Consider the following 26,994-nt stretch of genomic DNA (forward strand, 5'->3'; position numbering starts at 1 on the left):
TAATAGGGTTGCCCCTCCCACTCAATATCTGTCTCTCAGCGATTTCGCTGCTTACAGTAATAAAATTTGTTAGGCAGACTTTTTCAGCCTGACCTTTGAAATGATACTATAATTTCCAACGTTCTGCAAGTAGCAATCGGAATTATATTTTTTGAACTTGCTCGTAATCAAGTTCCATATTCGTTTCACGACCGAACATGTCGACGGAAACTGTGATCTTGCCTTTCGCGCCATCGATTGCTTCCACTTTGCCTTGGAAGTGTGCAAACGGCCCTTCAAGCACTTCAACTAGCTCGCCGATATCAAAGTCCATTTCGACTTTGCGCTCGGACATGCCCATTTGTTTCAGGATGAAATCAACTTCTTCTGGAAGAAGTGGTGTTGGTTTTGTTCCTCCACCTGATGACCCAATAAACCCTGTTACACCTGGTGTGTTACGTACCACATACCAAGCGTCATCCGTCATGATCAATTCGACCAAAACGTAGCCTGGGAATGTTTTACGCATCACTGTGCGCTTTTTACCATCTTTATAATCTGTCTCTTGCTCTTCTGGAATGATGACGCGGAAAATCTTGTCTTGCATTCCCATCGTCTCAACGCGTTTTTCAAGGTTTGCTTTTACTTTGTTCTCATACCCAGAATACGTGTGGACGACATACCAATTCTTCTCCATCGGTGTGGAATCCTCCTTTTTTCTCTCCAAATGAAAAAACCCGTTTTAGGACGGGCTATTCGTTCACATATCAATTTGCTGTGATTTACAGGTCAAGATACCAACGGAACAACTCAGTAATTCCTAAATCGATAACAGCAAAAAATAAAGCTACAACTACAACCGTGGACAATACAATAATTGTGTAACGTGTAAGTTCCTTGCGGCGTGGCCAGCTGACCTTACGCATCTCAGAAACGACGTTTTTAAAGAAATTACCTACATTAGCCATTCGAGCTAAAACCTCCATGCGTGGGATCTTGCGATGTATGTTTACAGTGTTTGCTTATGAAGTGTATGTGCATTGCAATGCGCACAAAATTTCTTGCGTTCAACACGCGTTGATGTGGTTTTGGCAGGCACCGTATAATTACGACTGCCACACTGTGTACAACTTAAACTCATTTTTTGCGACATAACCATCACCTCTCGGCGTGTAAAGTCTTTTACAAGCGTACCACCTGATATTTCCTCTGTCAACAGCGCGTCAAGTACTCAACTCATAACACTTACTTCTGCATAACGTTCCAATTTTCTTTTGACACGCTGCAAAGCATTATCAATCGATTTGACATGCCGGTTTAACTGTTCCGAGATTTCCTGGTACGACTGACCCTCGATGTAGAGCATGAGCACTTGCTGCTCCAAATCACTCAACATCTCCCCCATCTTCTCTTCAATGAAATCAAAACTCTCTTGGCTAATCACCAATTGTTCCGGGTCATCGATCACCGTGCTGGCAATGGTATCAAGCAGTGTCCGTTCAGAATCTTCGTCAAAATAAACGGGTTTATCAAGGGAGACGTACGAGTTCAACGGGATGTGCTTTTGACGCGTCGCCGTCTTGATCGCCGTAATAATTTGACGTGTGATACAAAGTTCCGCAAAGGCTCGGAAAGACGTTAATTTTTCCTCACGAAAGTCACGAATGGCTTTATAAAGGCCAATCATGCCCTCTTGCAAAATATCCTCCCGGTCCGCTCCTATCAAAAAATAGGATTTGGCTTTCATACGGACGAGTGGCTTGTATTTGGTGATCAGAAAATCCAGTGCTTCGGTATTGCCGGCATGGATGAGCTCGAGAACGGCGTCATCTGCCAGTTGTGAGAAGGGGGCATGCCCATGTGCTGTCTTATCCATGAAGTCACCTCGGATGCGCTTGTTACCTTTAGTATACAGAAGATGGTAAGCGCCTTCAATGCATCATTTCAATCCTCGGCGCCATTTTTCGAAAATTTCTGCAACTTCTGACGTCAAAGGAATCTTTGAATGGGCATTGGAAGACTGAATAGACCGAACTTCTTTTGTGATTTGTTTCTCCACAAGTTCCATTTCGATTTCAAGCTCCCGCGCGGACTTGCGGAGCGCTCCTTGCGCAAAGATGACCCATTGTTCGATAGAGTCCGACGTAGCTACGACCACTTCTGTCCGTCGGTTGATGAGTTGGGCAGCAAGCTTCTCTATCCGCTCATCCGCAGTTTCATTCTCACGTGTATAAATAATTTGTAATTTGTATTTGTTTTCCTTCGACTCGATCCCTGGGACGAGGTGGGCATCGAATACAATGATGACCTCACATCCCATAAAGGCTTGATATTCTGCCATGTGTTCAATCAACCGGTCCCTGGCATCTAAGAGCTTGCTATCTTTTAACACGCGCAGCTCTTGCCAAGCACCGATGATATTATAGCCGTCTACAAGAAGGATCTGCTTCATGTTAATTACCTAGTGGCTGACGGTTTCGATACACTTCGTACATCAAGAGAGAAGCTGCTACGGACGCGTTTAAACTTGTCACGTGACCAATCATCGGCAAATGGTACAGGAAGTCACACTTGTCACGTAACAAGCGGCCCATCCCTTTCCCTTCGCCTCCAATGATGACAGCTAGTGGAAGTGTTGCATCCATACGACGGTAATCTGTCGAGCCTTTTGCATCAGTTCCTGCGATCCAAACACCCTTCTTCTTTAACTCATCAATGGTTTGCGCTAAGTTTGTAGCGCGATGAACAGGTACGTGTTCAATTGCGCCAGTTGACGCTTTTGCAACGACCGCTGTCAATCCAACTGCACGGCGCTTTGGAATGATGATTCCGTGAACACCCACTGCATCCGCTGTTCGTAAAATCGACCCCAGATTATGAGGATCTTCTAGCTCGTCTAAAATTAAGATGAATGGGTCTTCTTTGCGACTTTCTGCTAGGGCCAAAATATCATCAAGCTCTGCGTATGTGTATGCAGCAACTGATGCGACGACTCCTTGGTGGACCGAATCTGTCAGTTGGTCGAGTTTTTTCTTCGGAACGAACTGGACGACGATGCCCGATTCCTTTGCGAGTTTGATAATTTCCGTGACGCCGGTTTTTTGCGTTCCTTCGCCAATCCAAATTTTGTTCATTTCTCGTCCGGCCTTTAATGATTCGAGGACGGGGTTTTTCCCGGCAATAATCTCTCCGGTCTGTTCATGTTTTTCAGTCATTTTGCGGCCTCCTTTCGGCTATCAATTGCGGTGATCGCATAGGTTAAAAGTTGTTCGACACGGTCATGGTCTCCTCGCAGATAAAGGCTACCTAGTACCGCCTCAAACCCTGTACTTGCTCGGTATGTTTGGACGTCTGTGTTTTTCGGGACCGTTCCAGACTTCGCATTGCGGCCACGGCGATACGTCGCAAGTTCGTCTTCTGTCAGGAAGTTGTTTTCCATCATGTCATGCACAATAGCGCTCTGGGCTTTTGCAGATACATAGTTCGTAGCTTCTCGGTGTAAGGCATTCGGGCGAATCATCCCGTTCACAAGAAGGTGCTCACGAACCGCCCGTTCAAGAACAGCATCTCCCATATAGGCGAGCGCGAGGGCATTCAGTTGTTTCACATCAGCTGGACGTAACGACATGTCAGCCTCGCTTCCAACGAACACCTTGTGCTGTATCTTCGAGCAAGATGTTCATTTCTTTTAATTGGTCACGAATTTCATCCGCACGTGCAAAATTGCGGTCTTTTCGTGCTTGATTGCGTTCTTCAATCAACGCATCGATTTCTTCGTCTAACAGTTCTTTTTCTGAAGATACGTTCAATCCAAGAACGGCCATAAACTTCTCTAGTGTCGCCGCGTATGCCGTTAACACAGCAACCGATGTCTGGTTCTGCTTCAAATAGACGTTTGCTTGTTTCGCGATTTCAAATAATGTCGCAATCGCGTTTGCTGTATTGAAATCGTCATCCATCGCATCTTCATACGCTTTAATCTGCTCGTTCAACTGGAATGTCCACATGTCATCTTGATCTCCAAGGTCTGCCGAGTGTTCTAAGCGGTGAACGACATTTGCATAGGCCGTGCGGATGCGGTCAAGTCCCGCTTCTGCTTGTTCCACAAGTTCACCAGAATAATTGATTGGGTTGCGGTAGTGCACACTCAACATGAAGAAGCGAAGCACTTGTGGATCGATATGGTTACGAATATCGTTCACGAGCACAAAGTTCCCTAAAGACTTCGACATTTTTTCGTTGTCGATGTTGATATAGCCATTGTGCATCCAGTAGCGTGCGAACTCTTTGTCGTTGTGTGCTTCAGACTGAGCGATTTCATTTTCATGGTGCGGGAATGTCAGGTCTTGGCCACCTGCATGAATATCGATTGTGTCGCCAAGGATATCGCGTGCCATTACTGAACATTCAATGTGCCAACCAGGGCGTCCTGCTCCCCACGGACTTTCCCATGAGATTTCCCCTGGCTTTGCTGCTTTCCATAAAGCGAAATCAAGCGCATCTTCTTTCTTCTCGCCGACTTCAATTCGTGCCCCACTCTTCAAGTCGTTAATATCTTGGTGCGACAATTTGCCGTAACCATCAAATTTACGCGTTCGGTAGTAAACGTCTCCCTGTGATTCATAAGCATAGCCTTTGTCAATTAAGACATTGATAAAGTCGATAATCTGATCCATATGCTCAGTTACGCGGGGATGATCGTCTGCCCGGTTGCACCCAAGCGCCTCGATATCAGCAAAGTAAGCTTCAATAAAGCGTTCTGTCAGGTCCGATACATCTTCTCCGAGTTCATTCGCTGCTTTGATGATTTTATCGTCGACATCCGTAAAGTTTGAAACGAAGTGCACATCATATCCGCGATAGCTCAAATAGTTTCGCACTGTATCGTAGACGATGACAGGACGAGCGTTTCCGATATGGATGTAGTTGTAAACCGTTGGGCCACAGACGTACATCTTGACCTTTCCTTCTTCTAACGGGACGAATGTTTCTTTTTCACGCGTTAGTGTATTAAAAATACGGATGCTCATTGTCCTCTCTCCTCTCGTAATTGCGCACTTAAGCGATCTAACTCACGTTGTAATTTTTCGATACAGTCTTCCATCTGCTGACAGCGTTCGTCTACAGGGTCCGGAATGTTTTGGTGATTCAAGTTTTGCTTCACACGTACACCATCTAGCACGACGACTTTTCCTGGGATTCCAACGACCGTCGCGTTCGCAGGGACGTCTTTTAATACGACAGACCCCGCCCCGACTTTGCTATTGTCTCCAAGTGTGATGGAACCAAGTACTTTTGCGCCAGTTGCCACTAGGACGTTATTTCCAAGTGTCGGATGACGTTTGCCTTTTTCTTTACCGGTCCCGCCGAGCGTGACGCCTTGGAACAAAATGCAGTCGTCGCCAATTTCACATGTCTCACCGATGACGACACCCATGCCGTGATCGATGAAGAAACGGCGACCGATTTTTGCCCCCGGATGAATCTCGATTCCCGTGAAGAAGCGGCTAATTTGAGAAACAGCACGCGCCAAGAAAAATAGTTTATTTTTAAACAGAGTATGTGCGATTCGGTGCGCCCAGATCGCGTGAAGGCCGGAGTAGGTCAACACGACTTCAAAGACGCTGCGGGCTGCAGGATCTTGCTCGAAGACGGTGGCGATGTCTTCTTTTATATGCTTGAACATAGGAGTTCCTCCTTGAGTTAATGATGAATAATGAAGATTTTAAATACTGATGGACGTCTGTTGACTTTGTGCCCTGAAGTGGACGTTTTATGCCCTGTGAAGATGGTTTTGTGCCCTGAACAAGACGTTTTGTGCCCTGGGTCATATTATGGAAACTAATTCCGCCATTTAAGTAGCTTCTCAATTAAATACGCGTAAAAAAACGCCCCCACCTAGTCAGGTCGACTAGACAGAGGCGCAGTATGCACGGTTCCACTCTGATGAGAAATCCCGAAAAAAGATTTCACTTCTCCTACCCGATAACGAGGGCGAATCGTCTGGCCTACTGATTGTTCAGCACAGCGCTCAGAGGTGCATTTCAAAGATGCATGGGCTCAGGTCACTTGCAGCCGGTGGTGACCCTCTCTACGGGAGCTTACGTCTTTTACTTCTCCTCATCAAAGCTTTCATATGTGGTTCTAATTTTACTCACCTAGTGCAGAAAGTCAATCTTATTGATTCGCGAATTTTTCCACGCGCTTAAGAACTTTCTCTTTACCAAGAAGGGCGATCGCATTCGGAAGATCCGGACCATGTGTTTGCCCTGTAGCAACTACACGAATCGGCATGAATAAGCCTTTCCCTTTAGCGCCCGTCTCTTTTTGTACAGCCTTAATTGCTGCTTTAATTGCATCTGCCTCTAGCGTGTCCATTGTCTCAAGTTGTGCTTTGAAGGCTGTCATAACAGCAGGCACTTGCTCTTCATTAAGAACTGCCATTGCCTCATCATCATAGTTTAACTCGTCGGCAAAGAACAACTCCGATAGTTCCACGATTTCAGCACCAAAGCTCATTTGTTCTTGATACAAGGCAACCAACTGGTTTGCCCAGTCCGCTTGCTCCGCTGACAATTCAGCAGGAAGCTTACCTGCTTGTTGCAAGTGCGGGATGGCCATTGCAGCGACTTCTTCAGCAGATAGTTTTTTCATATATTGATTGTTCATCCATGTCAGTTTATTCGTATCAAACATCGATGGTGACTTTGAAAGGCGCTTTTCATCAAATAATTCGATGAGCTGATCTTTTGAGAAGATTTCTTCTTCCCCTTCAGGTGACCACCCAAGAAGTGCGAAGAAGTTGAACATCGCTTCAGGAAGGTAGCCTAAGTTTTTATATTGTGTGATGAATTGAATGATGGACTCATCACGTTTTGAAAGTTTTTTACGGCTCTCATTAATAATCAACGTCATGTGGCCATATTTTGGCGCTTCCATACCAAGTGCATGGAATACCATGATTTGTTTTGGCGTGTTTGAAAGATGCTCTTCCCCACGAAGAACATGGCTGATCTTCATGAAGTGATCATCTAATACTACCGCATAGTTGTATGTTGGGATGCCGTTTGCTTTAACCAGTACCCAATCCCCCACATCTTTGGATTCGAACGTGACTGTACCACGGACCATATCTTCGATTGTGTAAGTTACATCCGCTGGTACACGCATGCGAATTGTATAAGCTTCTCCAGCCGCTTCTTTTGCAGCTACTTCTTCTGCAGAAAGGTTGCGACATTTCCCGCTATACATAGGAGCAGCAATTCCCGCTTCTTTTTGGCGCTCGCGCTCTGCTTCGAGCTCTTCTGATGAACAGAAGCATTTGTAAGCATGACCTTCTGCAAGCATCTTTTCAGCATGTTCTTTGTAGATATCTAAACGTTCCATTTGACGATACGGACCGTAGTCGCCGCCAATGTCTACAGACTCATCGTACTCGATTCCTAACCAGCGCAAGTTATCAAGCTGTGACAATTCGCCGCCTTCGATGTTGCGTTCGATGTCTGTGTCCTCAATTCGGACGATAAATTTCCCGCCGTGGTGGCGCGCAAATAAATAGTTAAAAAGTGCTGTACGGGCACCGCCGATATGCAATTGACCAGTCGGACTCGGTGCGTAACGTACGCGTACTTCGTTTGTCATGGGTGTTCCTCCTCTAAAATTCACTTGTACCATTCTATCATTCGAGCCGAGATAGAGAAAGTTTATTTTTGTACGAGTAAAATCGTTGCTAGTGCAGCGATCCCTTCTTCACGACCCGGGAATCCTAGCTTCTCTGTCGTCGTTGCTTTGACGTTGATTTGAGACTCATCTGCTTCTAATAGTTCTGCAATACGGGCACGCATCGCAGGAATGTGTGGAGCCATTTTCGGGCGCTGTGCAATGATCGTGCAGTCAATATTGCCGAGTACATAGCCCTTTTCTTTTACAATGTTCCAGCAGTGTGTGAGCAGTTTCGCTGAATCTGCGTCTTTAAATGCTGGGTCCGTATCTGGGAAGTGACGGCCAATGTCTCCTTCGCCGATTGCTCCAAGTGCCGCATCTGTAATCGTATGTAGCAGAACATCTGCATCCGAATGGCCGACAAGACCTCTTTCGTGGGGAACTGTGATTCCTCCAATAATTAATGGGCGCCCTTCTTCAAAAGCATGTACATCAAATCCTTGTCCAATACGCATTACTTTGTCTCCTCTCTAAGTTTTAAAATTCCTTCTCCAAGCACCAGGTCTTCTGGTGTCGTCATTTTTTGATTGTCATACGAACTCTCCACAACATAAACTGGAATGCCCGCTAGTTCTGCAAGCATCGCTTCATCGGTCCCTAAAAAACCCTGTTCATCTGCTTGACGCGCCGCTTTCATTAGCAATTCATACTGAAACGCTTGGGGCGTCTGAACAGACCACAAAGTTTCACGGTCAATCGTCTCTTGCACTTGGCCATCTACCACTCGTTTCATCGTATCTTTTGCTTTTACTGCGGCGATTGCACCGCCGCTCGCTGTTGCTTTTTCAACGAGTGCATGAATCGTCTCTTGCAAGATGAAGGGGCGTGCCGCGTCGTGGACGAGTACGATTTCTGCACCACTTGCTGCTTGAAGTGCTGCATAAACACTGTGTTGACGTTCATCTCCACCTTGTACGAGCTTTGTCACCTTTGTCAGTTGATACTGTGTAATCAAATTTTCAACATCTTGTTGTTCTTGTTCTTTAATCGCAAGAACAATTTCTTCACACCACGGATCTAGTTGAAATACTTCCAATGTGTGTGCAAGTATCGGTTTGCCATTCAACTTTAGAAATAATTTATTATACGCTGCTCCCATCCGCTTTCCACTTCCGGCAGCCGGCAGTACGACTGTATAGTTCATAGTGAAACACCTTTCTAAACAGACGGAATCCCGGTACACGAACGTGCCCGAGATCCTGAACTTATTTTTCAAGTGGCTTTGCAAAAATCATGCGTCCTGCAGATGTCTGAAGAACACTTGTCACTTCCACTTGGATCGCTTGATTGATATACGATTTTCCACCTTCAACAACAATCATCGTACCATCATCTAAGTAAGCCACGCCTTGATTTTGCTCTTTCCCGTCTTTGATGATCACAACTTGCATGACTTCACCTGGGATAACGACTGGTTTCACAGCATTGGCAAGATCATTAATATTGAGAACCGGTACATTATGTAACTCACATACCTTATTCAGGTTAAAATCATTGGTCATGACTATCCCTTTTTTCTTCTTCGCTAATCGCACCAGTTTCAAGTCTACTTCATGCACGTCCTCAAAATCGTCTTCCACGATTTCGATAGGTGTCGTCCGTTCAGCTTGCAGACGCTTTAATACATCGAGTCCTCGGCGACCGCGTGTACGCTTAAGTGTATCTGAAGAGTCGGCGATATGTTGCAATTCGGTTAACACGAACTGGGGTACGACAAGCGTCCCTTCTAGGAAGCCCGTATCCGAAATATCAGCAATTCGTCCGTCAATAATGACACTTGTATCGAGCAATTTATAGTTCGGCGCGTCCACAACCGCGACCTCTTCTTCCCCACGCTTTTTCACTGTTCCTCGAGAACCAGAGAAAATCGACATCATCTCTTCACGCTTTTTAAATCCAACCTGAAAACCTAGGTACCCTAGAACCAGGGACAATACGACTGGAACGACGGATCCAATGGCAGGTAACTCGAGTGTGTCGATGGCAGTTCCTAATAAAAATGCCACTACAAGACCGAGCACAAGACCAATTGTTCCAAATACCAAGTCCCACACCGGAGTGTTCAAGAGTCGTTCTTCCATGAATCGGATAAATGTTACGAGATAATCTGTAATGAACAATGCGGCCACATATAATAAAATGGCTCCTACTAAAATGGATACGTACGGATTGGCAATCCACGGGTTGTCGGATAAATTCATTGCTTCGTATAAGTGCGGTAAGAAAAATAACCCGAGTGTACCACCAATCAACACAAATGCGATTTGAATGATCCATTTAAGCATACTTCCACCTCCTCATCAGTTGTCTTTTCATTATACGCTTTCCTTGAAACGGACGTCCATGCAGAGCCTTAAAGAGTATTTAATCCTGGGAAGTGAAGTAAGTTTCCACTATATTGTCGTCATTTTCAATCGACAAGAGGAGGTAGTGAGTTCCTTGGGAATCAGAGTATAGCGGAGACCCCGCAGTGGAGGCGAGAAGTGCAAGCTTCTCGTATGCCAAGAGGAGGCTCCGGTATGCTCCCCTGGGAACTCACTGCCGGATCGCCAGAGATTGAACCTACTAAAAAATGGCGTTCTCCACATCTAATTAAATGCTAATTTCATAGCCTCATTCACAGTCTCTACACCAATCACACTGATGCCCGCCGGATAATCCCAACCTCCTAAATTACTCGCCGGCACAATCGCACGTTTGAAACCAAGTTTCGCTGCTTCCTGCACGCGTTGTTCAATACGAGACACGCGACGGATTTCACCTGTCAATCCTACTTCACCGATAAAGACGTCTGTTGGGTTTGCACCGGTGTCTCGGAAACTAGAGACAACACTTACTAGTATGGCAAGGTCAATGGATGGTTCGTCGAGTTTTACCCCACCCGCTACTTTGATATAAGCATCTTGCGACTGTAAAAGCATACCCATTCGCTTTTCTAGAACAGCCATTAATAGAGAAACACGGTTTTGATCGACACCTGTTGCCATACGCTTTGGATAGTTGAAACTCGACTGGGTAACCAGCGCCTGGATTTCAACCAAAATCGGTCGGGTACCTTCCATTGACGCGACAATTGCCGAACCAGGCGCACCGTGCGAGCGTTCCTGTAAGAATAGTTCCGACGGGTTCAACACTTCTTTTAACCCCGCTTGTACCATTTCGAAAATCGCAATTTCATTCGTGGACCCAAAACGATTTTTTTGGGAGCGTAAAATGCGATACGTATGATGACGTTCTCCTTCAAAATACAATACGGTATCCACCATATGTTCAAGAAGACGCGGCCCTGCAATCTGCCCTTCTTTCGTCACGTGACCAACCAAGAAGATGGCAATATTTTTCGTTTTCGCAATACGCATCATTTCTGCCGTACATTCACGCACTTGAGACACACTACCAGGTGCACTCGTGACATCTGGATGATGGACAGTTTGAATCGAGTCGATGATGACAAACTTCGGTTCTACTTGTTCAATCGTTTCATTGATCAGTTCAAGGTTTGTCTCTGCATACAGATACAACTCGCTCGATGCGACCCCGAGTCGTTCCGCACGTAATTTAGTTTGGCGAACGGATTCCTCTCCGGAAATGTAGAGTGTGCGCATATTTTTATTCGCGAGGAGCGAAGATACTTGAAGGAGTAACGTAGACTTGCCGATCCCCGGGTCTCCACCGATAAGGACTAAGGAGCCTGGGACAATCCCACCACCTAGCACACGGTTCAGTTCTTCAAGTGACGTATCAACTCGTGGTTCTTCTTGTGTTTGCACCGAAACAATCGGCGTCGCTTTCATACTCGGTCCATCAGATGTTACAAAAGAACGTTTCGGCCCTTTGCTGACGACCTCCACTTCTTCCACCATCGTATTCCAGTGGCCGCACCCTGGACATTTTCCCATCCATTTTGGTGATTCATAGCCACAATCATTACACATAAATTTTGTTTTTCTCTTTGCCATAAAGTCCTCCTTAGGAACGGGCGTTCTAGTTCTCAGTATAACGTACTTTCTTCTATACGAAAAATAGCACCCCATTCCTGCAAAGAAACGGGGTGCTAACGTGCTTCTATTCCGTTACAGTTTCAGCTTGAGCTTTTTCTGTACGAACGACAAATTCATCATTTTCAACATCAAAGATGATGTATTGACCTGTCAGCACTTCGCCTTTTAGAATTTCTTCTGATAAACGATCTTCAACGTGCTTTTGTAACGCACGGCGTAATGGACGTGCTCCGTAGTCTGGGTCATACCCTTCTTTAGCAATTTTATCTTTTGCTGCTTCTGTAAGTTCCAGCTCGATATCTTGCTCTTTTAGGCGTTTCGTTAACTGATTCGCCATAAGTGTGACAATTTCTTTCAAGTGTTCGCGCTCTAATGAGTGGAACACAATCATCTCATCGAGACGGTTCAAGAACTCTGGGCGGAATGCTTTTTTCAACTCTTCAAGCATTTTTGACTTCATGTCTTTATAGTCTTTAGAAGAACCTGCTTCTTGAAGATTGAAACCAACGTACTTGTTGTACTTCACAGCGTCTGCTCCGACGTTTGAAGTCATGATGACCACTGTATTACGGAAGTCGACTGTACGTCCTTTCGAATCTGTCAAACGCCCATCTTCTAACACTTGAAGCAAGATGTTAAATACATCTGGGTGCGCTTTTTCAATTTCATCTAATAAGATGACAGAGTAAGGTTTGCGACGCACTTTCTCCGTCAATTGACCCCCCTCATCAAAGCCAACATACCCTGGAGGTGAACCGACTAAGCGAGATGTCGAGTGTTTCTCCATGTACTCAGACATATCGATACGAATCATTGAATCTTCATCTCCAAACATTACTTCAGCGAGTGCACGCGCAAGTTCTGTTTTACCAACACCAGTTGGCCCTAAGAAAATAAATGAACCGATTGGACGTTTTGGATCTTTAAGTCCAGCACGTGCTCGACGAATCGCACGAGAAATGGCATCGACTGCTTCCGATTGTCCGATGACGCGTTTGTGCAATGTATCTTCGAGTTTCAACAGTTTGTCTGACTCCGTTTGCGCCAGTTTTGAGACCGGTACACCTGACCACATCGAAACGACAGTTGCGATATCTTCGACAGTCACTTCTGTTTCTGCTTTCCCTTGCTTTTCTTTCCAGTTGTCTTTCAATTTCTCAAGTTCTTCTTTTAACTTTTGTTCTTTATCGCGGAACGATGCAGCCTTTTCAAACTCTTGGCTTTGTACGGCTGCGTTTTTCTCAGAACGTAAGCTTTCAAGTTGTTGTTCCATCTCTTTTAAGTTCGGCGGTGTCGTGTATGAGCGTAGGCGTACTTTCGACCCTGCTTCATCAATCAGATCAATTGCTTTATCCGGTAGGAAACGGTCCGAAATATAGCGGTCTGACATTTTAACTGCCGCTTCTACCGCTGCATCTGTGATTTTCACACGGTGATGCGCTTCGTAACGGTCGCGCAGACCATAGATGATTTGAATCGCTTCTTCAACAGATGGTTCGTCCACTTGGATTGGCTGGAAACGACGTTCTAAAGCCGCATCTTTTTCAATGTATTTGCGGTACTCATCAAGTGTTGTCGCACCGATACATTGCAGTTCACCACGTGCTAGTGCTGGTTTTAGAATGTTAGATGCGTCAATCGCACCTTCTGCTCCCCCTGCACCAATCAATGTGTGAAGTTCATCAATGAACAAGATGATGTTGCCTGCTTGGCGAATTTCATCCATTACTTTTTTCAAACGATCTTCAAATTCTCCGCGGTATTTCGTACCTGCTACAACCGTCCCCATATCCAGTGTCATAACGCGTTTGTCACGCAAGATTTCAGGCACTTCGTTGTGTACGATTTGCTGCGCAAGTCCTTCTGCGATTGCGGTCTTACCAACACCAGGCTCTCCAATAAGCACTGGGTTGTTCTTTGTACGACGCGCTAAGATTTCGATTACACGCGTAATTTCTTTGCTACGACCAATCACTGGATCTAATGTGCCTTCACGTGCAATCTGTGTAAGGTCACGTGCAAGACCGTCAAGCGTTGGCGTGCTTGCAGTTGCGGCAGACGATGTCGAAGATGAATTGTTTGCTTGTTCACTGCTACCGAGTAAGTGAAGCACTTGTTGACGTGTTTTGTTTAAGCTGATACCAGCGTTACTTAGAACGCGAGCCGCTACACCCTCCCCTTCACGAATCAGTGCAAGTAGCAAGTGTTCTGTCCCAATATAAGAATGACCAAGTTTACGTGATTCGTCGACTGAGAGTTCAATGACTTTTTTAGCACGTGGTGTATAGTGCACAATCGGACCAACATCTTTTTCGCCCGTTCCGACTAATTCTTCAATGCCTTCTTCAATCGCCTTTGGATCGACGTTACTAGCCTCTAACGCTTTCGCCGCAATGCCGTTCCCTTCACGAATCAGACCTAACAAAATATGTTCAGTGCCAATTGCTTCATGCTTTAAACGAATCGCTTCTTCTTGAGCGAGTTGAAGTACTTTTTGTGAGCGCTGTGTAAAACGATTAAACATCATATGAGTTCTCTCCTTTTTCTTCTATAGTCAACCGTTCCCTAATCATTTTTGCCCGAAACACATCGCGGTCTTTCGGGGACAATGTAGAACCGGCATAGTGCTGTAAAAATCCAGGCTGCATAAATACCATACATTCATTCAAAATCGTTTTGTTGACGTTTCGAATGATAGCTAAGTCGATTGCTAACCGGACGTCGGATAGACATTGTGCTGCTTCTTCTGTCGTCAACATCCGGGCGTAGCGCAGTGTGCCTAGTGAGCGAAACAACTTATCCTCTAGTGTTATGCGTGAATGGGAAAGCAGTGCTTCGCGCGCTTCCCGTTCTTTTTCAATCAATTGGGTCGTCAAGCCTTTCAGTTCTTGTAAAATCTCGACTTCCGCTTTACCTAGTGTTACTTGGTTGGATACTTGGTAGACATTCCCGAGAGCTTCACTGCCTTCTCCATAAATGCCTCGCACAACCATGCCAAGACGGTTGATGATAGGTGCGATACGAGCCATTTGTTTCGTAGCGGTCAAGGCCGGCAAGTGCATCATGACGGACGCACGGAGACCTGTTCCTGTATTGGTCGGGCATGTCGTTAAATAACCATACTTCTCATCAAACGCATAGCGAACGTTGCGGTCAAGTGTCCGGTCGATTTCCCGCGCTTGTTTGTACGCCTCTTCTAATTGAAGACCAGGGAGTATGCACTGTATGCGCAAATGATCTTCTTCGTTGATCATGATGCTAAGAGATTCATCTTCAGAAATGACAGCTGCCGCTTCATGCTCAGATTCAATTAAGCTTGGGCTGATTAAATGTTTTTCAATCAAGACTTGTTTATCGAGTGCATCTAATTGCTTCATCTGATAAGACGTAAACTCGTGCGATAAGTTTTCCTGGTCAAGCAAAATGCCTGAGACAGTCTGTTCGATTTTATGCGCCTCGTCCTCAGTAAATGCCAGAGGAAACTTAAAACCTTCTATATTTCGAGCCAATCGGATTCGCGTGCTCATGACAATATCCGCATATTCTCCTGAGCTTTCCATCCAACTGGTCACTTGATTTTTTAAAAAGCGATTCATATCCACTGTCAATCGCCTCCTTTTGAGAGTTTCGCCTCAAGCTCTCTTGCTTGGTCACGGAGAGTGGCGGCTGTTTCAAACTCTTCTTCAGCGATTGCTTGTTGCATACGAGACCGAATGTCTTCAATGCGACGCTTCAAATCGCGCGTCTCTTCATATGCTTCTGGAACTTGGCCGATGTGTTCAGCATTGCCGTTGTGTAGTCGCTTCATGACAGGGGGTAAGGCATTGCCAAATGTCTCATAACATTCTGCACAGCCAAATTTCCCGCGATGCACAAAGCGTTCATAGGTCCAGCCACAATTCGGACAGCTCCACTGACTTTTTTCACGACTAGCTTGTGTTTTTGTTTGTTCAGGTGTAAACAAGTTCGTGAGCAGTTGATGAACCGTTAATGGATCTTGCTGGTTTTGAAAAGGGTGTAACTGACTTGCACAGACATCACAGAGATGTCGCGTGAATGGTTCTCCGTTCTGCGTAACCGTCATTTTGACATGTGCAGGACGTTGTTTACAGTTTTCACAAATCATCAGCGACCCTCCTTTTCGTGAAGTAACGTAAGAAGCATCGCTTGAGCGACCCGCCCTCTCAATTGATCACGTAGTGGCAACGGAACTGACAAGGTAGACCGTGCACACGCCGCAACAATTAGTTTTGCTTCTCGTTTTGAAATCATGTCTAAGTCAAGCAGGCGGTAGACCATGTCTTCCACCATGGATTCAGATGCCCCGTTTTCAAGAGCATCTAACATATCCCGAATGACATCTGTCTGTTCGGTCGCCTCTAAGCGGAAGATACGTATATACCCACCTCCACCTCGCTTACTTTCAACTATATAGCCACGATCTACAGTGAACCGTGTATTAATTACATAATTAATTTGCGAGGGGACGCATTGAAATTTCTCCGCGACTTCATTGCGTTTTATTTCAATCTGCCCTTGATTAGTAGATTCGATAATACTTTTCAAATACCCTTCAATAATATCTGAGATATTTTTCATGGTGTCACCTCCTACTGACTTTGACTATCTTTGACTTTATTATACGAATTCACTTTGTAGCGTGCAATTGTTTTGACTCCAAATAAAAAAGCATGCCGAGAAATCGGCATGCTTCTCTATATTAATGGGGAAGATAAATCAGCTGGAACAAGAACAAGACAGCGAAGATATAAAGGAGTGGATGTACTTCTTTATAGCGGCCTTGTACTATTTTTAGAATCGGATAGATGATAAACCCAAGTTCGATTCCTGTTGCAATACTCGACGTGAGCGGCATTGCCAAAATTACAATGAATGCAGGAAATGCTTCATCAAACGCATCCCACTCAATATGCTTCACAGCCCCAATCATCAATGACCCAATGATAATCAAAGCAGGTGCTGTGATCGCCGCCACTCCAGAAAGAGCCGCAACAAATGGACCGAGAAACGCAGCGATGATAAAGAGAATTCCTACAGTCAATGTAGTCAGACCTGTACGTCCACCAACAGCCACTCCTGAAGAAGACTCAATGTAGGCAGTCGTTGGGCTCGTTCCGAACATAGAACCTACCGTCGTCGCAACAGAATCGGCAAGGAGTGCTTGACGAGCTCGTGGAAGACGTTCCCCCTTCATGAGCCCGGCTTGTTTGGCAACGCCGACCATTGTTCCGGTTGTATCAAACAAGGTCACTAATACAAAGGACACGACAATCCCAAGCATGCCGAATTGAATGACGTCTAAAAAAGCTGTGACGGGATTCCAAACAAGAATGCCTTCTGGTAAGGAAGGGATTTCAAAGAATCCATCGAACTTCAATTGACCGGTGAAGAAGGCAACGACCCCTGTCGCCACCATCCCGTAAAAGATGGCGCCGTACACATTGCGCACCATCAAAATTAGTGTCACAAGTAGACCAAACAACGTGAGTAGAACAGCTGGGCTTGTTAAATCCCCGAGTTTCACTAAGTTCGTTTCATGCGCTTCAACGATTGTAGACATGCGCAGTCCAATAAATGATATGAACAATCCGATTCCCGCCGTGATACCGTGCTTCAAGTTGGATGGAATGCTGATAATCAACTTTTCACGTAAAGACGTTAATGACAAAATAACAAAGATAATACCGGCGATGAACACTGCAGAGAAAGCCGTTAAATAATCGATTTGTCCATTCGAGGAAATAACGACTGTATAGGTGAAGAAAGCATTTAATCCCATTCCTGGAGCGATGGCAATCGGATAATTCGCAAATAGCGCCATCCATAACGTACCAACGACGGCGGCTATGATAGTGGCTAAGAAAACTTGATCAAACGGAACGCCTGCTTCCGCCAAAATAACGGGGTTGACGATGACTATATAAACCATTGTAAGAAAAGTGGTAATTCCAGCTACAACTTCTGTTTTAACAGTTGTGCCATGTTGCTGTAAACGAAACATATGAACTCTCCTAAATACGAACATTTTTGAGATACTTAACAATATTATTCGCTTTTATATTGAATTGCAACCCTTTTTCAAAAGAAACACGAAAAAACCATCTCCTAATTAGAAGATGGTTCGTGTTTTGCTATCATTTCATTGACGAGAAATACTTTTGACTTCCGCTAGAAGCGGGTATGATAGAACAAGCAGGAGGTGGTTTTATGATTCGCACAGTAGGAGTCACAACGGATCACGAACTGATTCAAAACTTTTCTTTGAATCAATTACAAGATAATTTGTTCGAGTGGTATTGGGTCGATATTAGCAACCCTTCCATTGACGAGCAAAATCTATTACGAGACTTTTTTCAATTTCACCCGCTCGCAATAGAGGACTGCCTGCATGATTTGCAGCGACCTAAACTCGATAATTATGACCGTCATACCTTTTTTGTGCTACATACATATAACGAAAAGACGATGGAAGCAGAAGAGTTAGACGTCTTTGTTGGAGGAAATTTTGTCGTAACGTTCCATTATGAAGAAATGCATGAACTTGACGAGGCACTTGACCGTCTTATTCATAGTACGAAGTCTTGGAAAAGAGGCGCTATGCACGCTCTGTATCAAATCATCGATAAAGTAGTGGATCATTACTTCCCCATCATCTACAAAATTGAGGATTATTTAAATATTGTCGAGGATGACATGTCCAGGCATCATGACCAATTTTCTATGAACCGAGTCTTCGAAATTCGTAGTGATTTATTGCACCTGAGACGAACAATCAATCCAATGCGAGATTTACTTTATAGAATGCTTGCATCTTCACGCTTGAATTTTTCGCAGGAAGAGCGCACCTATTTCGAAGATATTTACGATCACCTTATCAAACTATCTGAAATGATCGATTCCAATCGAGATTTGACAGCGGATATACGGGATAGTCATATGTCGATGAACGCTAGCCGAATGAACCGAATCATGATGACACTTACAATTGTATCCACCGTCTTCATCCCGCTCACATTCGTCGCAGGGGTTTACGGGATGAACTTTACAAATATGCCGGAACTTAATTGGTCGTTAGGCTATTACGGGGTATTGTTATTCATGTTTATGATTGCAGGTGGAATGCTCACCTGGTTTACTTATAAAGGCTGGTTTAAATTATTCAAAAATCAATAAGGAGGTACGCCATGCGTATCAATAAATATTTAGCTGAAGCAGGAATTGTTTCTCGCAGAGGGGCCGATCAGTGGATTTTAGATGGCCGTGTAATGATCAATGGCAAGCCTGCAGAACTAGGAAGTCGAATAGAGGCTGGCGATGAAGTAAAGGTCGACGGGAAAGTGATTTCTCAAGAACAAGAGCTCGTCTATCTAGCTTTAAACAAGCCTGTAGGAATTACGAGTACGACAGAGCGCCATATCGAAGGAAACATCATTGATTTCGTCAATCATGAAAAGCGTATTTTTCACGTAGGACGGCTCGATAAAGATTCGGATGGCTTAATTCTTTTGACGAATGACGGCGACATCGTCAATGAAATTCTTCGCTCTGAAAATGAGCATGATAAAGAGTACATCGTGACAGTGAATGAACGTCTGACGGAGACATTTTTAGAAAAAATGGCAACGGGCGTGAAGATTTTAGATACCGTCACAAAGCCAGCAAAAGTGAAAAAACTTGGGCCGTATACATTTTCCATCATTCTGACCCAAGGGCTCAACCGACAAATCCGCCGCATGTGTTCCGCGCTCGGGTTCACTATTAAACGATTACAACGCGTGCGTATCATGAACATCGAACTTGGAAGCTTACCCATCGGTAAATGGCGTAATTTAACGGAAGACGAAAAGCAGGAACTCTTCAAACTGCTCAACTATCAACCGAAACGTTCATAAAGGGAGAGATGCAGGATGTTAACGATTCAATCTACACCTTATGCAACAGGCGCAACCATCAGCGGAGACATTTGGGATTTCGACGCTTTCCTTACGGCGGCTTTCGATCTAATTGGAGACACTAATAAATTCTACGATTATCAAAGTACACATGATCGCCTTACCGCGGCATTAATCAAATTAGCTGCGGCACGTAAAGGGAAAGAAGAAGTAATAGTTGTCTCCAATGGAGCAACTCGTGATCAACTAAAAGAAAAAGGAATGATCACTCCAGAGCGCAACGTATACTTTGGCTATAAAATGTTATGGCCAGAACTTCTATTCACAGCATTTGGGTTAAATGATTTTGTCTTGTTGCGCAGCAAGAACATCAAGCACCCACATCTTCATCTCTACACGATGGAAGTCCGCTTATTTCAAGCAAAAGTCATCGAAGCCTTAGAAATCGCGATGCCAGACGAGGATTTTTCGGATGTGAAGCAAGCGCTTTTGTCACCCGAACGTTCAACAGAAGATTATGCAACCCAGTACGTCGATATGTTGGCTTTGTCTTATTTAAATGTACCGAAAGAAGAACGCAAAGTCTTGCTGCCGAAAATCGCACGCAGCATCATCGTTGGTGGGAATGATTATGAAGTCTTTAAACAAAAAGTTGTTGCAGAAGCAAATAAAACAAAGAGCGCTGTGCACAACATCAAATTAACAGCGGATTATCCAGATTATGACGATATTGAGTGGTAAAAAAAGACCTGAAGCCATCGCTTCAGGTCTTTTCGTTATACCCCCGCCACACGTGTAGCGAGCGGTTTGAATAACTTTTCTTTATCTAATTCTGGATGCATTGAAGAAAGTTCTTCTAAAGCATACTTTGCACCATAGTCCATCCCTTGGCACCCTGCTAGCAAAACAACATCGTTGTCTTCTGCTTGGTGCAGCCCTTGTCGAACTGCTTCTGGGAGCTCATCGAACAAATGAACTTTGATTCCCGCAGCTTCCATGACATCAAGGAATACAGCTTTCTCCTCCTCTGCCACAACATCTTTTGCCGTGACATCGGATTTACTGCTGGTTGCAATGACTTCTGTCAGCCCAAGCTTAGGTGCCCAGCGAACAATTGCCTCCGCATTTTCACGATTCACTGTAACACCTCGATCTCCGCGAATCGCATACACAAGCTTCAAGTTTTTGTAGTCCATCTTTTCAAGCGTACTAAGGGTAATATCGATATTTCCGCTGTTTGCAAAGTGGTCATCAAAGATTTTGAAGCTCTCTTCAAAAATCATCTCGAAACGACGTTCAACCCCTGCAAAGTTTTTCATCGCACGTTGAATCGTCTCAATTGGGGCATCACATAATAATCCAATCGCAATTGACACTAGCGAGTTATAAACAGAATGATAGCCTGGTGTTCCTAACGATACTCTAAAATCACCTTGTGGAATTGTACCTTGCGGTGTTTCAAGCGTGTCTGCAATCGACACTGTGAACTCTGCACGTCCTGTTGATAAATCAAGGTCTACACAACGAATATCCGCTTCTTCACTTTCCACACCGATTGTCACTACAAAAGCATCTGTCTGATCTTGCAAAGCTGCAGAATAGGAATCATCTAAATTCAAGATCGCTACTTTATCAACGCCTGCACGTGTGACAAGCTTTGATTTATGCATCACATAGTTCTCAAATGAAGAATGCAGGTCGATATGTTCACGGCTGATGTTATTGAATGTCACAATATCAAAATCAACACTGCCAACTCGGTCTAGTTCGAGTGCTGAAGAAGATACTTCCATTACGACGTGTTGGATGTCTGATTCCACCATTTCAGAAAAATAGCGTTGTAGATCCAGAGATTCTGGTGTGGTTAATTCTGAAGGCTCCGCCTTGTCACCAATCTTGACAACAACTGTCCCAATGAGACCAGTTTGAAGCCCATGCTCTTCTAAAATAGCATTGGCCATGAATGACGTGGACGTCTTTCCGTTTGTAGCTGTGATTCCGATTGTTTTCATATGCTGTGTCGGGTGAGAGTAGTATGCATCGGCAAGCGCCGCCAAACTGCTGCGCGCATCCTTCACGCGGTATTGAGGGACATCTACCCCATCAATAAATTCTTCCACAACTAGCGCTACAGCACCCGCCTCAACTGCTGATTTGGCAAATGTATGACCATCTGCCTTTACTCCGCGCATACATACAAATACATCTCCAGGCTTCACATTACGGGAGTTGTAAGCAAGCCCTGTAATTTCGATATCTTGTTCATTTCGTTTTTGCTCAATTCCGATTACAGGCAAAATATGTGAAAACTTCATTTCGTCACCCCTCTTTGTAGTGCTCTTGGCAAAACGCCAGGAGTGTCTCTAACTCTTCTTGCTCCAGCTCAAAATCTAGCACTTTCGCGGTTGTCCGGTCAATAAAATGTGCTTGAGCAATTCGCTGTCCTTTTGAATCGTCTGCAAAGATGACACGTACATCAATGGAGTCGGTCTCTTCAAATAGTTCATCCTCCTCGTCATATACGAGGCCAATTAAAAATTCATAGCGGTCTCCTTCTACAATTCCAGTTGGGTCATGTAGTTTTTCCACTTCAAATGATTCGATTTGCATGGTCATCCTCCTTGTCCATGCCTCCATTATACAAAAAAAACTCCTCCCATAAAGGAGGAGCCATTCGATTAGGTATTTTGGAGCTCTTTATTCTCTTCTGCCGTGAATGCCCGGGACCTTGTGAGGAATCGTTTACCTTCCACACCTTCTAGTGAAAACATCCCACCTCGTCCATCCACCACATCAATAATCAATTGCGTATGTTTCCAGTACTCAAATTGATTTTTATGGATATAGAACTTGGCACCTCCGATTTCACCGAGATAAATGTCCTGGTCTCCAATCAATAAGTCCCCTTCTGGGTAGCACATTGGAGAAGATCCATCACAACACCCTCCAGACTGATGAAACATTACAGGGCCGTGCTTGTCAGTGAGCAGCGCAATCAAATCAAGGGCGGCTTCTGTCGCTACAACGCGTTCTGTCATCGTCTTCACCTCCTACTAGGAGATCAGAAGAATCCTAGTTTGTTTTCATCATACGATACAAGTAGGTTCTTTGTCTGTTGATAGTGACTGAGCATCATCAAGTGATTCTCGCGTCCGATACCAGACATCTTGTATCCTCCAAATGCTGCGTGTGCAGGATACGCATGGTAACAGTTCGTCCATACACGACCTGCTTGGATGCCACGGCCGAAACGGTATGCTGTGTTCATATCACGTGTCCACACACCAGAACCTAGGCCATATAATGTATCATTTGCAATCTCAAGAGCTTCTTCTTTTGTTTTGAAAGTCGTAACCGATACAACCGGTCCGAAAATTTCTTCTTGGAAGATTCGCATCTTATTATGTCCTTTGAAAACAGTCGGCTTGATGTAGTAGCCTTCTGCAAAGTCGCCACCTAAATCGTTGCGCTCTCCACCCGCTAAACATTCTGCGCCTTCTTGCTTCCCGATATCTAGGTACGACAAGATTTTTTCCATTTGCTCTGTTGATGCTTGTGCACCCATCATTGTGTTCGGATCAAGTGGATTTCCTGTAGCAATCGCTTCTACACGCTTCAGAACTTTTTCCATAAATTTATCGTAGATTGATTCTTGGATAAGCGCTCGGGATGGACAAGTACACACTTCTCCTTGATTCAGTGCGAAGAGAACAAATCCTTCAACTGCTTTATCCAGGAAAGCATCGTCTTTGTCCATGATGTCCTCGAAGAAGATATTTGGCGATTTCCCACCAAGCTCAAGTGTTACAGGAATCAAGTTTTGAGAAGCATACTGCATGATCAAGCGACCTGTAGTCGTCTCACCTGTGAAAGCGATTTTTGCAATACGCGGGCTTGAAGCAAGTGGTTTCCCAGCTTCTAATCCAAATCCATTCACGATATTGATAACCCCTGGAGGTAATATGTCTTCGATTAATTCCATTAATACAAGAATTGAAGCCGGAGTTTGTTCAGCTGGCTTCAGTACTACACAGTTTCCAGCAGCTAGTGCCGGCGCAAGTTTCCATACTGCCATTAAGATCGGGAAGTTCCAAGGAATGATCTGCCCTACAACTCCAAGTGGCTCGTGGAAGTGATACGCTACCGTATTGTTATCGATTTGACTTAAGTTTCCTTCTTGTGCTCGAATCGCACCTGCAAAATAACGGAAGTGATCGATAGCAAGTGGTAAATCTGCATTTAGAGTCTCACGAACAGCTTTCCCGTTATCCCATGTCTCAGCAACGGCAAGTAGTTCTAAGTTTTCCTCAATGCGGTCTGCAATTTTATTTAAAATCACTGCGCGTTCTGCAACAGAAGTAGTTCCCCAACTATCCTTTGCAGCATGTGCAGCATCTAGTGCTAAGTCAATGTCTTCAGAAGTTGAACGGGCAATCTTCGTAAATACTTTCCCAGTTACAGGTGTTACATTTTCAAAATATTGACCCTTGACTGGAGCAGTCCATTTCCCATTAATGTAGTTATCGTATTGCTCTTTGAAGTGAACGACTGCGCCGTCCGTATTCGGAAACTTATAAACCATTCTTATCTCTCCCTTTGCTTAATTTGCGTAATGAATACGCTTACATTTCTCCCACCTTCTATTTTGTCAGATTATATGGAATGTTTCAATAAAATGTTTTGAAGTCAAACAAAAACGCCTAATCGGTGGTTACCGATTAGACGTTTCGCATACTACTATTTCTCTTGTGAAGCGTTGTTTGGTCGTAGTAGCTCTATCCACTACTCTGAGGCCCGCCGCTTCAATCGCCGTATCCATAGACTCAATCGTCACGATAATTACTTTGTCCGCAAGTCGGGCGGCATGTCTAATTAAGTCGTGTTGTTGCGTTTCCGTAGAGTGCGTGTAGAGATTGTAGGGAAGATCTAAAAATGCCACATCATAGTGACCTTCTTCCTCTTGAATTGCTCGTATCTCTACATCAATAGGAACCGGGTAATTGTAGTGTTCAAGATTTTCACGCGCTCCGACACAAGCAAGTGGATTTTTATCTCTTCCTTTGACGAACATCCCCATTGATGCTGCCTCCACTAGAACCGTGCCAATACCACAACATGGATCGATTAAGGCAAGGTCGCGCGCATGGGGGTTCGCAATATTGACGAGCGTCCGTGCCGTTCTCGCATTTAAAGCCGTTGAATACCCTTGTGGTTTTGCTACGTGCTCCATCCAAACTGGCCGACTTCTCTCGAGTAGCCCGAAATACCATCGTCCCTCATAAACTGTAACGGCGTACACTTGATCAGGTGTCTTCATCTCTAGGGGACCCGGCATCTCATTCCCTATGGTACGTGCAAGTTGGAGGCGCTGTTCATTTAAAAATGATGTCGTCCCTTCGTGCTTCATGAATACAACTTTGTAAGACTCCTGTGCGTCTCCAAAGTCCTTTGCACTCTCAATGATTTCGTCAACACTTACCGCTGATTTTAAGACATGTAACTTCTCCCGAATGAACACACTTCGAGAAGGGTCGATGGATACAGAAGATCCGATCACTTTGCCCACAGTTGATTGACCGAAAAAAGCTCGAATCTCCATTTCTGCAAGTGCGCCCTCTTCTGGATTATATCCATACGTATAAATATAAAATGGTGCCATCATCTTACTGCCTACTTTCTATAATCCAATATTGGCGAAAAACTGGCGAATCACATCTGCCCCACCAACAATTGTTCCAATCGAGCCAAAGATATTCGTTAATACAACCACCAATAGAACACGTGTTACTTTGTTACGCCAGAAACCTTTCACGGTGAAGACATCTTCAGACAATCGTTCAAAGTCTCCCACTGTTGGCTTGCGCATAAACGCTTGAACAAGTCCCGACACCCATCCTGAAGCCAAAATCGGATGCAAGGCTGTGATAGGTGCTGCGAAAAATGCAGATAGAACCGCTAATGGGTGTCCAAAAGCAACAGCAGCTCCAATTGCAGCCATCGTGCCTGTCCAGAGTATCCAGCTCAGCGCTTGATTTGCGCCAGCTTCGGGATTCACAAAAAATGTTGCTACAATCAACGCGATGATAATGGCAGGTAAAGCCCAACCTAAAATCGTTGGGACAATCGATTTCGGTGGACGTTCAGACAGCTTTTCTAGGTCATGAGTATGGTGAATCTCTTTAGTAATACCTGGAACGTGAGCAGCTCCTAATACGGCAACTATCTTGTTTCCGGGTGCTGTTTTGATCTTTTGCGCCAGATATTGATCTCGTTCATCAATAAGGGGTTGTTTTAGACGAGGGAATGATTCGGTAAATTCCGCAAGAACTGCTTGCAACGTATCTTGCTGTTTCATTTTTTCCATCTCTTCTTCTGTAATTGTATCTTTCTCAAAAATCCCAAAGACAACACCTGCTAGAAGTTGCGATTTGCCCCAAAACCCTAAGTTTGCCCAAATACGTGCAAACGTCACTTGAATGTCTCGGTCAGCTAGTACAAGCTCAGCCCCGACTTCTCTCGCACTTTCAATACCTTGAATCTGTTCAGCTCCAGGAGTGACATCAAATTGCTTCGCCATACGATTTTGAAAAGACGAAATCGCTAAGTTCATCAAAAGCATAGTTGCCTTCTTCTCTTTAATGACTTTGAAGATGTCCATGTTCTTCCACTTGTCACCTTGTTGTATAGACTGGTAGCGCTGTTGATCCAACTCAATACACACTGCATCTGGGCGCTCTCTCTCAATCACTTCTTTCACCTCAAGAGCACTGGCTTTTGAAACGTGTGCAGCACCAATTAGAATAATTTCTTTCCCGTCTATTTCCAGGCGGGTAATCGTTTCTTCCATTCTAGTTGCCCACCTTTTCATATTTTCATATAATTTTCAGAAATTTCTTATTATTATGAAAGCGCTTTCTTCACTAAACCATTCAGCACTTGTTGTTCTTCAGGTGTCCAGCACGTTAAAAATTCTTTATCTGCGCTTACAGCCGTATCGTTTAGACGAGAAACTTCTTCCTCACCTTTAGAAGTCAGAGAAAGTAGTTTTAAGTTCCCAGATTTCTCCGTTTGCACAAGTCCGACCTTTTCAAGTCTCGTTATCATTTGGCTTACATTTCCTTTTGTTACAGAAAGTAGGTCGCTCAATTGTTGTTGGTGCAATGGTTGATGTTCTTTAATTTTCCGTAATGCATTGAATTGTGTAAATGTAATAGAATGATCAGCAAATGCTGCCTCCATCGCTCTACTCCACTCCAAAGTCACACGTTGAAACTGTTCTTGAATCTCTAAAGAAGATGCTTGTTGCATCGTCGTCAAGATTTGATTTTTAATTTTTTTACGTTTCTTCTTCATTTTTACCATTTGAAATCCTCCTTGAT

General features: G+C 44.4%; 29 protein-coding genes. 3 read left to right on the top strand and 26 right to left on the bottom strand.

Going from position 1 to position 26,994, the window contains the following annotated elements; translation table 11 throughout:
- Positions 1-142 precede the first annotated feature (142 nt).
- The 19 genes from nusG to AB5N96_RS03465 form a co-directional block, all read right to left on the bottom strand.
- On the bottom strand, positions 143-676 hold the full coding sequence (gene nusG, locus AB5N96_RS03375; RefSeq protein WP_204591469.1) for a transcription termination/antitermination protein NusG: 534 nt from the start codon (positions 674-676) through the stop codon (positions 143-145).
- 85 nt (positions 677-761) lie between these two features.
- On the bottom strand, positions 762-947 hold the full coding sequence (secE, locus tag AB5N96_RS03380; RefSeq protein ID WP_204591467.1) for a preprotein translocase subunit SecE: 186 nt from the start codon (positions 945-947) through the stop codon (positions 762-764).
- A gap of 41 nt (positions 948-988) precedes the next feature.
- Complete coding sequence (gene rpmG / locus AB5N96_RS03385) at positions 989-1,132, bottom strand: 50S ribosomal protein L33 (protein WP_204591465.1); 144 nt, start codon at positions 1,130-1,132, stop codon at positions 989-991.
- Positions 1,133-1,210: 78 nt separating this feature from the next.
- Entirely contained in the window at positions 1,211-1,855 is a 645-nt protein-coding gene (gene sigH / locus AB5N96_RS03390) for an RNA polymerase sporulation sigma factor SigH (RefSeq protein ID WP_204591463.1), read from the bottom strand.
- Between the two features lie 63 nt (positions 1,856-1,918).
- Positions 1,919-2,431, bottom strand: coding sequence for an NYN domain-containing protein (locus AB5N96_RS03395; RefSeq protein ID WP_204591461.1), 513 nt, complete (start codon positions 2,429-2,431; stop codon positions 1,919-1,921).
- Between the two features lies 1 nt (position 2,432).
- On the bottom strand, positions 2,433-3,194 hold the full coding sequence (rlmB, locus tag AB5N96_RS03400) for a 23S rRNA (guanosine(2251)-2'-O)-methyltransferase RlmB (RefSeq protein ID WP_204591460.1): 762 nt from the start codon (positions 3,192-3,194) through the stop codon (positions 2,433-2,435).
- Positions 3,191-3,607, bottom strand: a complete 417-nt coding sequence (locus AB5N96_RS03405) for a Mini-ribonuclease 3 (RefSeq protein WP_204591458.1) — start codon at positions 3,605-3,607, stop codon at positions 3,191-3,193. Before AB5N96_RS03405 ends, rlmB begins: the two co-directional genes overlap by 4 nt.
- A gap of 1 nt (position 3,608) precedes the next feature.
- On the bottom strand, positions 3,609-5,009 hold the full coding sequence (gene cysS, locus AB5N96_RS03410; RefSeq protein ID WP_499704629.1) for a cysteine--tRNA ligase: 1,401 nt from the start codon (positions 5,007-5,009) through the stop codon (positions 3,609-3,611).
- A complete protein-coding gene (gene cysE, locus AB5N96_RS03415; RefSeq protein ID WP_499704630.1) occupies positions 5,006-5,665 on the bottom strand; it encodes a serine O-acetyltransferase in 660 nt (219 codons plus the stop codon). Before cysE ends, cysS begins: the two co-directional genes overlap by 4 nt.
- 491 nt (positions 5,666-6,156) lie before the next feature.
- Positions 6,157-7,620, bottom strand: coding sequence for a glutamate--tRNA ligase (gene gltX / locus AB5N96_RS03420; protein WP_499704631.1), 1,464 nt, complete (start codon positions 7,618-7,620; stop codon positions 6,157-6,159).
- Positions 7,621-7,682: 62 nt separating this feature from the next.
- Complete coding sequence (gene ispF / locus AB5N96_RS03425; RefSeq protein ID WP_204591450.1) at positions 7,683-8,156, bottom strand: 2-C-methyl-D-erythritol 2,4-cyclodiphosphate synthase; 474 nt, start codon at positions 8,154-8,156, stop codon at positions 7,683-7,685.
- Positions 8,156-8,845 carry a 2-C-methyl-D-erythritol 4-phosphate cytidylyltransferase gene (ispD, locus tag AB5N96_RS03430; RefSeq protein WP_499704632.1) on the bottom strand — a complete coding sequence of 230 codons (690 nt, stop codon included), beginning with the start codon at positions 8,843-8,845 and terminating at the stop codon, positions 8,156-8,158. The genes ispF and ispD overlap by 1 nt, the downstream gene beginning before the upstream one ends.
- A gap of 61 nt (positions 8,846-8,906) precedes the next feature.
- Positions 8,907-9,986 carry a PIN/TRAM domain-containing protein gene (locus AB5N96_RS03435; protein ID WP_499704633.1) on the bottom strand — a complete coding sequence of 360 codons (1,080 nt, stop codon included), beginning with the start codon at positions 9,984-9,986 and terminating at the stop codon, positions 8,907-8,909.
- Between the two features lie 303 nt (positions 9,987-10,289).
- Positions 10,290-11,660 carry a DNA repair protein RadA gene (gene radA, locus AB5N96_RS03440; RefSeq protein WP_499704634.1) on the bottom strand — a complete coding sequence of 457 codons (1,371 nt, stop codon included), beginning with the start codon at positions 11,658-11,660 and terminating at the stop codon, positions 10,290-10,292.
- A 106-nt stretch (positions 11,661-11,766) separates the two neighbouring features.
- A complete protein-coding gene (locus AB5N96_RS03445) occupies positions 11,767-14,229 on the bottom strand; it encodes an ATP-dependent Clp protease ATP-binding subunit (protein WP_499704635.1) in 2,463 nt (820 codons plus the stop codon).
- On the bottom strand, positions 14,219-15,304 hold the full coding sequence (gene mcsB, locus AB5N96_RS03450) for a protein-arginine kinase McsB (RefSeq protein ID WP_392455456.1): 1,086 nt from the start codon (positions 15,302-15,304) through the stop codon (positions 14,219-14,221). The genes AB5N96_RS03445 and mcsB overlap by 11 nt, the downstream gene beginning before the upstream one ends.
- 2 nt (positions 15,305-15,306) lie before the next feature.
- Entirely contained in the window at positions 15,307-15,828 is a 522-nt protein-coding gene (locus tag AB5N96_RS03455) for a UvrB/UvrC motif-containing protein (RefSeq protein WP_204591440.1), read from the bottom strand.
- Positions 15,828-16,301, bottom strand: coding sequence for a CtsR family transcriptional regulator (locus tag AB5N96_RS03460; protein WP_204591438.1), 474 nt, complete (start codon positions 16,299-16,301; stop codon positions 15,828-15,830). Before AB5N96_RS03460 ends, AB5N96_RS03455 begins: the two co-directional genes overlap by 1 nt.
- A gap of 121 nt (positions 16,302-16,422) precedes the next feature.
- Positions 16,423-17,724 carry an NCS2 family permease gene (locus AB5N96_RS03465; protein WP_204591437.1) on the bottom strand — a complete coding sequence of 434 codons (1,302 nt, stop codon included), beginning with the start codon at positions 17,722-17,724 and terminating at the stop codon, positions 16,423-16,425.
- A 206-nt stretch (positions 17,725-17,930) separates the two neighbouring features.
- On the opposite strand from AB5N96_RS03465, the gene corA reads away from it, so the two are divergent.
- From corA to AB5N96_RS03480, 3 genes are read left to right on the top strand one after another with little or no spacing between them, the layout of a single operon-like run.
- Positions 17,931-18,896 (top strand): magnesium/cobalt transporter CorA, encoded by a 966-nt coding sequence (gene corA / locus AB5N96_RS03470; RefSeq protein ID WP_499704636.1) that lies wholly within the window; start codon positions 17,931-17,933, stop codon positions 18,894-18,896.
- 11 nt (positions 18,897-18,907) lie between these two features.
- Positions 18,908-19,615 (top strand): 23S rRNA pseudouridine(2604) synthase RluF, encoded by a 708-nt coding sequence (gene rluF, locus AB5N96_RS03475; RefSeq protein WP_204591435.1) that lies wholly within the window; start codon positions 18,908-18,910, stop codon positions 19,613-19,615.
- A gap of 15 nt (positions 19,616-19,630) precedes the next feature.
- The gene (locus AB5N96_RS03480) at positions 19,631-20,356 is read left to right on the top strand and encodes a DUF6904 family protein (protein WP_204591434.1); all 726 of its coding nucleotides are present in this window, start codon (positions 19,631-19,633) and stop codon (positions 20,354-20,356) included.
- Positions 20,357-20,391: 35 nt separating this feature from the next.
- Here the strand turns inward: AB5N96_RS03480 and AB5N96_RS03485 are convergent, their stop codons facing one another.
- The 7 genes from AB5N96_RS03485 to AB5N96_RS03515 all read right to left on the bottom strand — a co-directional run bounded on the left by AB5N96_RS03485 (position 20,392) and on the right by AB5N96_RS03515 (position 26,977).
- The gene (locus tag AB5N96_RS03485; protein ID WP_204591433.1) at positions 20,392-21,930 is read right to left on the bottom strand and encodes a Mur ligase family protein; all 1,539 of its coding nucleotides are present in this window, start codon (positions 21,928-21,930) and stop codon (positions 20,392-20,394) included.
- A 4-nt stretch (positions 21,931-21,934) separates the two neighbouring features.
- On the bottom strand, positions 21,935-22,225 hold the full coding sequence (locus AB5N96_RS03490) for a DUF6509 family protein (RefSeq protein WP_204591432.1): 291 nt from the start codon (positions 22,223-22,225) through the stop codon (positions 21,935-21,937).
- A gap of 68 nt (positions 22,226-22,293) precedes the next feature.
- On the bottom strand, positions 22,294-22,653 hold the full coding sequence (locus tag AB5N96_RS03495) for a DUF779 domain-containing protein (protein ID WP_204591430.1): 360 nt from the start codon (positions 22,651-22,653) through the stop codon (positions 22,294-22,296).
- Between the two features lie 23 nt (positions 22,654-22,676).
- Positions 22,677-24,197 (bottom strand): aldehyde dehydrogenase, encoded by a 1,521-nt coding sequence (gene adh / locus AB5N96_RS03500; protein ID WP_204591428.1) that lies wholly within the window; start codon positions 24,195-24,197, stop codon positions 22,677-22,679.
- Positions 24,198-24,326: 129 nt separating this feature from the next.
- Positions 24,327-25,277 carry a TRM11 family SAM-dependent methyltransferase gene (locus tag AB5N96_RS03505; protein ID WP_204591426.1) on the bottom strand — a complete coding sequence of 317 codons (951 nt, stop codon included), beginning with the start codon at positions 25,275-25,277 and terminating at the stop codon, positions 24,327-24,329.
- Positions 25,278-25,292: 15 nt separating this feature from the next.
- A complete protein-coding gene (locus AB5N96_RS03510) occupies positions 25,293-26,462 on the bottom strand; it encodes a TraB/GumN family protein (RefSeq protein WP_204591424.1) in 1,170 nt (389 codons plus the stop codon).
- A gap of 53 nt (positions 26,463-26,515) precedes the next feature.
- Positions 26,516-26,977: a MarR family winged helix-turn-helix transcriptional regulator gene (locus AB5N96_RS03515; RefSeq protein WP_204591422.1), complete on the bottom strand. Its 462-nt coding sequence runs from the start codon at positions 26,975-26,977 to the stop codon at positions 26,516-26,518.
- Between the last annotated feature and the right edge of the window lie 17 nt (positions 26,978-26,994).

The organism is Chryseomicrobium imtechense (assembly GCF_041475995.1).
Classification (GTDB): domain Bacteria; phylum Bacillota; class Bacilli; order Bacillales_A; family Planococcaceae; genus Chryseomicrobium; species Chryseomicrobium aureum.

What these genes read in the sequence shown, in the direction of transcription:
- nusG (WP_204591469.1), bottom strand. Translation starts at nt 676, where the DNA reads ATGGAGAAGAATTGGTATGTCGTCCACACGTATTCTGGGTATGAGAAC.
- secE (WP_204591467.1), bottom strand. Translation starts at nt 947, where the DNA reads ATGGCTAATGTAGGTAATTTCTTTAAAAACGTCGTTTCTGAGATGCGT.
- rpmG (WP_204591465.1), bottom strand. Translation starts at nt 1,132, where the DNA reads ATGTCGCAAAAAATGAGTTTAAGTTGTACACAGTGTGGCAGTCGTAAT.
- sigH (WP_204591463.1), bottom strand. Translation starts at nt 1,855, where the DNA reads ATGGATAAGACAGCACATGGGCATGCCCCCTTCTCACAACTGGCAGAT.
- AB5N96_RS03395 (WP_204591461.1), bottom strand. Translation starts at nt 2,431, where the DNA reads ATGAAGCAGATCCTTCTTGTAGACGGCTATAATATCATCGGTGCTTGG.
- rlmB (WP_204591460.1), bottom strand. Translation starts at nt 3,194, where the DNA reads ATGACTGAAAAACATGAACAGACCGGAGAGATTATTGCCGGGAAAAAC.
- AB5N96_RS03405 (WP_204591458.1), bottom strand. Translation starts at nt 3,607, where the DNA reads ATGTCGTTACGTCCAGCTGATGTGAAACAACTGAATGCCCTCGCGCTC.
- cysS (WP_499704629.1), bottom strand. Translation starts at nt 5,009, where the DNA reads ATGAGCATCCGTATTTTTAATACACTAACGCGTGAAAAAGAAACATTC.
- cysE (WP_499704630.1), bottom strand. Translation starts at nt 5,665, where the DNA reads ATGTTCAAGCATATAAAAGAAGACATCGCCACCGTCTTCGAGCAAGAT.
- gltX (WP_499704631.1), bottom strand. Translation starts at nt 7,620, where the DNA reads ATGACAAACGAAGTACGCGTACGTTACGCACCGAGTCCGACTGGTCAA.
- ispF (WP_204591450.1), bottom strand. Translation starts at nt 8,156, where the DNA reads ATGCGTATTGGACAAGGATTTGATGTACATGCTTTTGAAGAAGGGCGC.
- ispD (WP_499704632.1), bottom strand. Translation starts at nt 8,845, where the DNA reads ATGAACTATACAGTCGTACTGCCGGCTGCCGGAAGTGGAAAGCGGATG.
- AB5N96_RS03435 (WP_499704633.1), bottom strand. Translation starts at nt 9,986, where the DNA reads ATGCTTAAATGGATCATTCAAATCGCATTTGTGTTGATTGGTGGTACA.
- radA (WP_499704634.1), bottom strand. Translation starts at nt 11,660, where the DNA reads ATGGCAAAGAGAAAAACAAAATTTATGTGTAATGATTGTGGCTATGAA.
- AB5N96_RS03445 (WP_499704635.1), bottom strand. Translation starts at nt 14,229, where the DNA reads ATGATGTTTAATCGTTTTACACAGCGCTCACAAAAAGTACTTCAACTC.
- AB5N96_RS03455 (WP_204591440.1), bottom strand. Translation starts at nt 15,828, where the DNA reads ATGATTTGTGAAAACTGTAAACAACGTCCTGCACATGTCAAAATGACG.
- AB5N96_RS03460 (WP_204591438.1), bottom strand. Translation starts at nt 16,301, where the DNA reads ATGAAAAATATCTCAGATATTATTGAAGGGTATTTGAAAAGTATTATC.
- AB5N96_RS03465 (WP_204591437.1), bottom strand. Translation starts at nt 17,724, where the DNA reads ATGTTTCGTTTACAGCAACATGGCACAACTGTTAAAACAGAAGTTGTA.
- corA (WP_499704636.1), top strand. Translation starts at nt 17,931, where the DNA reads ATGATTCGCACAGTAGGAGTCACAACGGATCACGAACTGATTCAAAAC.
- rluF (WP_204591435.1), top strand. Translation starts at nt 18,908, where the DNA reads ATGCGTATCAATAAATATTTAGCTGAAGCAGGAATTGTTTCTCGCAGA.
- AB5N96_RS03480 (WP_204591434.1), top strand. Translation starts at nt 19,631, where the DNA reads ATGTTAACGATTCAATCTACACCTTATGCAACAGGCGCAACCATCAGC.
- AB5N96_RS03485 (WP_204591433.1), bottom strand. Translation starts at nt 21,930, where the DNA reads ATGAAGTTTTCACATATTTTGCCTGTAATCGGAATTGAGCAAAAACGA.
- AB5N96_RS03490 (WP_204591432.1), bottom strand. Translation starts at nt 22,225, where the DNA reads ATGCAAATCGAATCATTTGAAGTGGAAAAACTACATGACCCAACTGGA.
- AB5N96_RS03495 (WP_204591430.1), bottom strand. Translation starts at nt 22,653, where the DNA reads ATGACAGAACGCGTTGTAGCGACAGAAGCCGCCCTTGATTTGATTGCG.
- adh (WP_204591428.1), bottom strand. Translation starts at nt 24,197, where the DNA reads ATGGTTTATAAGTTTCCGAATACGGACGGCGCAGTCGTTCACTTCAAA.
- AB5N96_RS03505 (WP_204591426.1), bottom strand. Translation starts at nt 25,277, where the DNA reads ATGATGGCACCATTTTATATTTATACGTATGGATATAATCCAGAAGAG.
- AB5N96_RS03510 (WP_204591424.1), bottom strand. Translation starts at nt 26,462, where the DNA reads ATGGAAGAAACGATTACCCGCCTGGAAATAGACGGGAAAGAAATTATT.
- AB5N96_RS03515 (WP_204591422.1), bottom strand. Translation starts at nt 26,977, where the DNA reads ATGGTAAAAATGAAGAAGAAACGTAAAAAAATTAAAAATCAAATCTTG.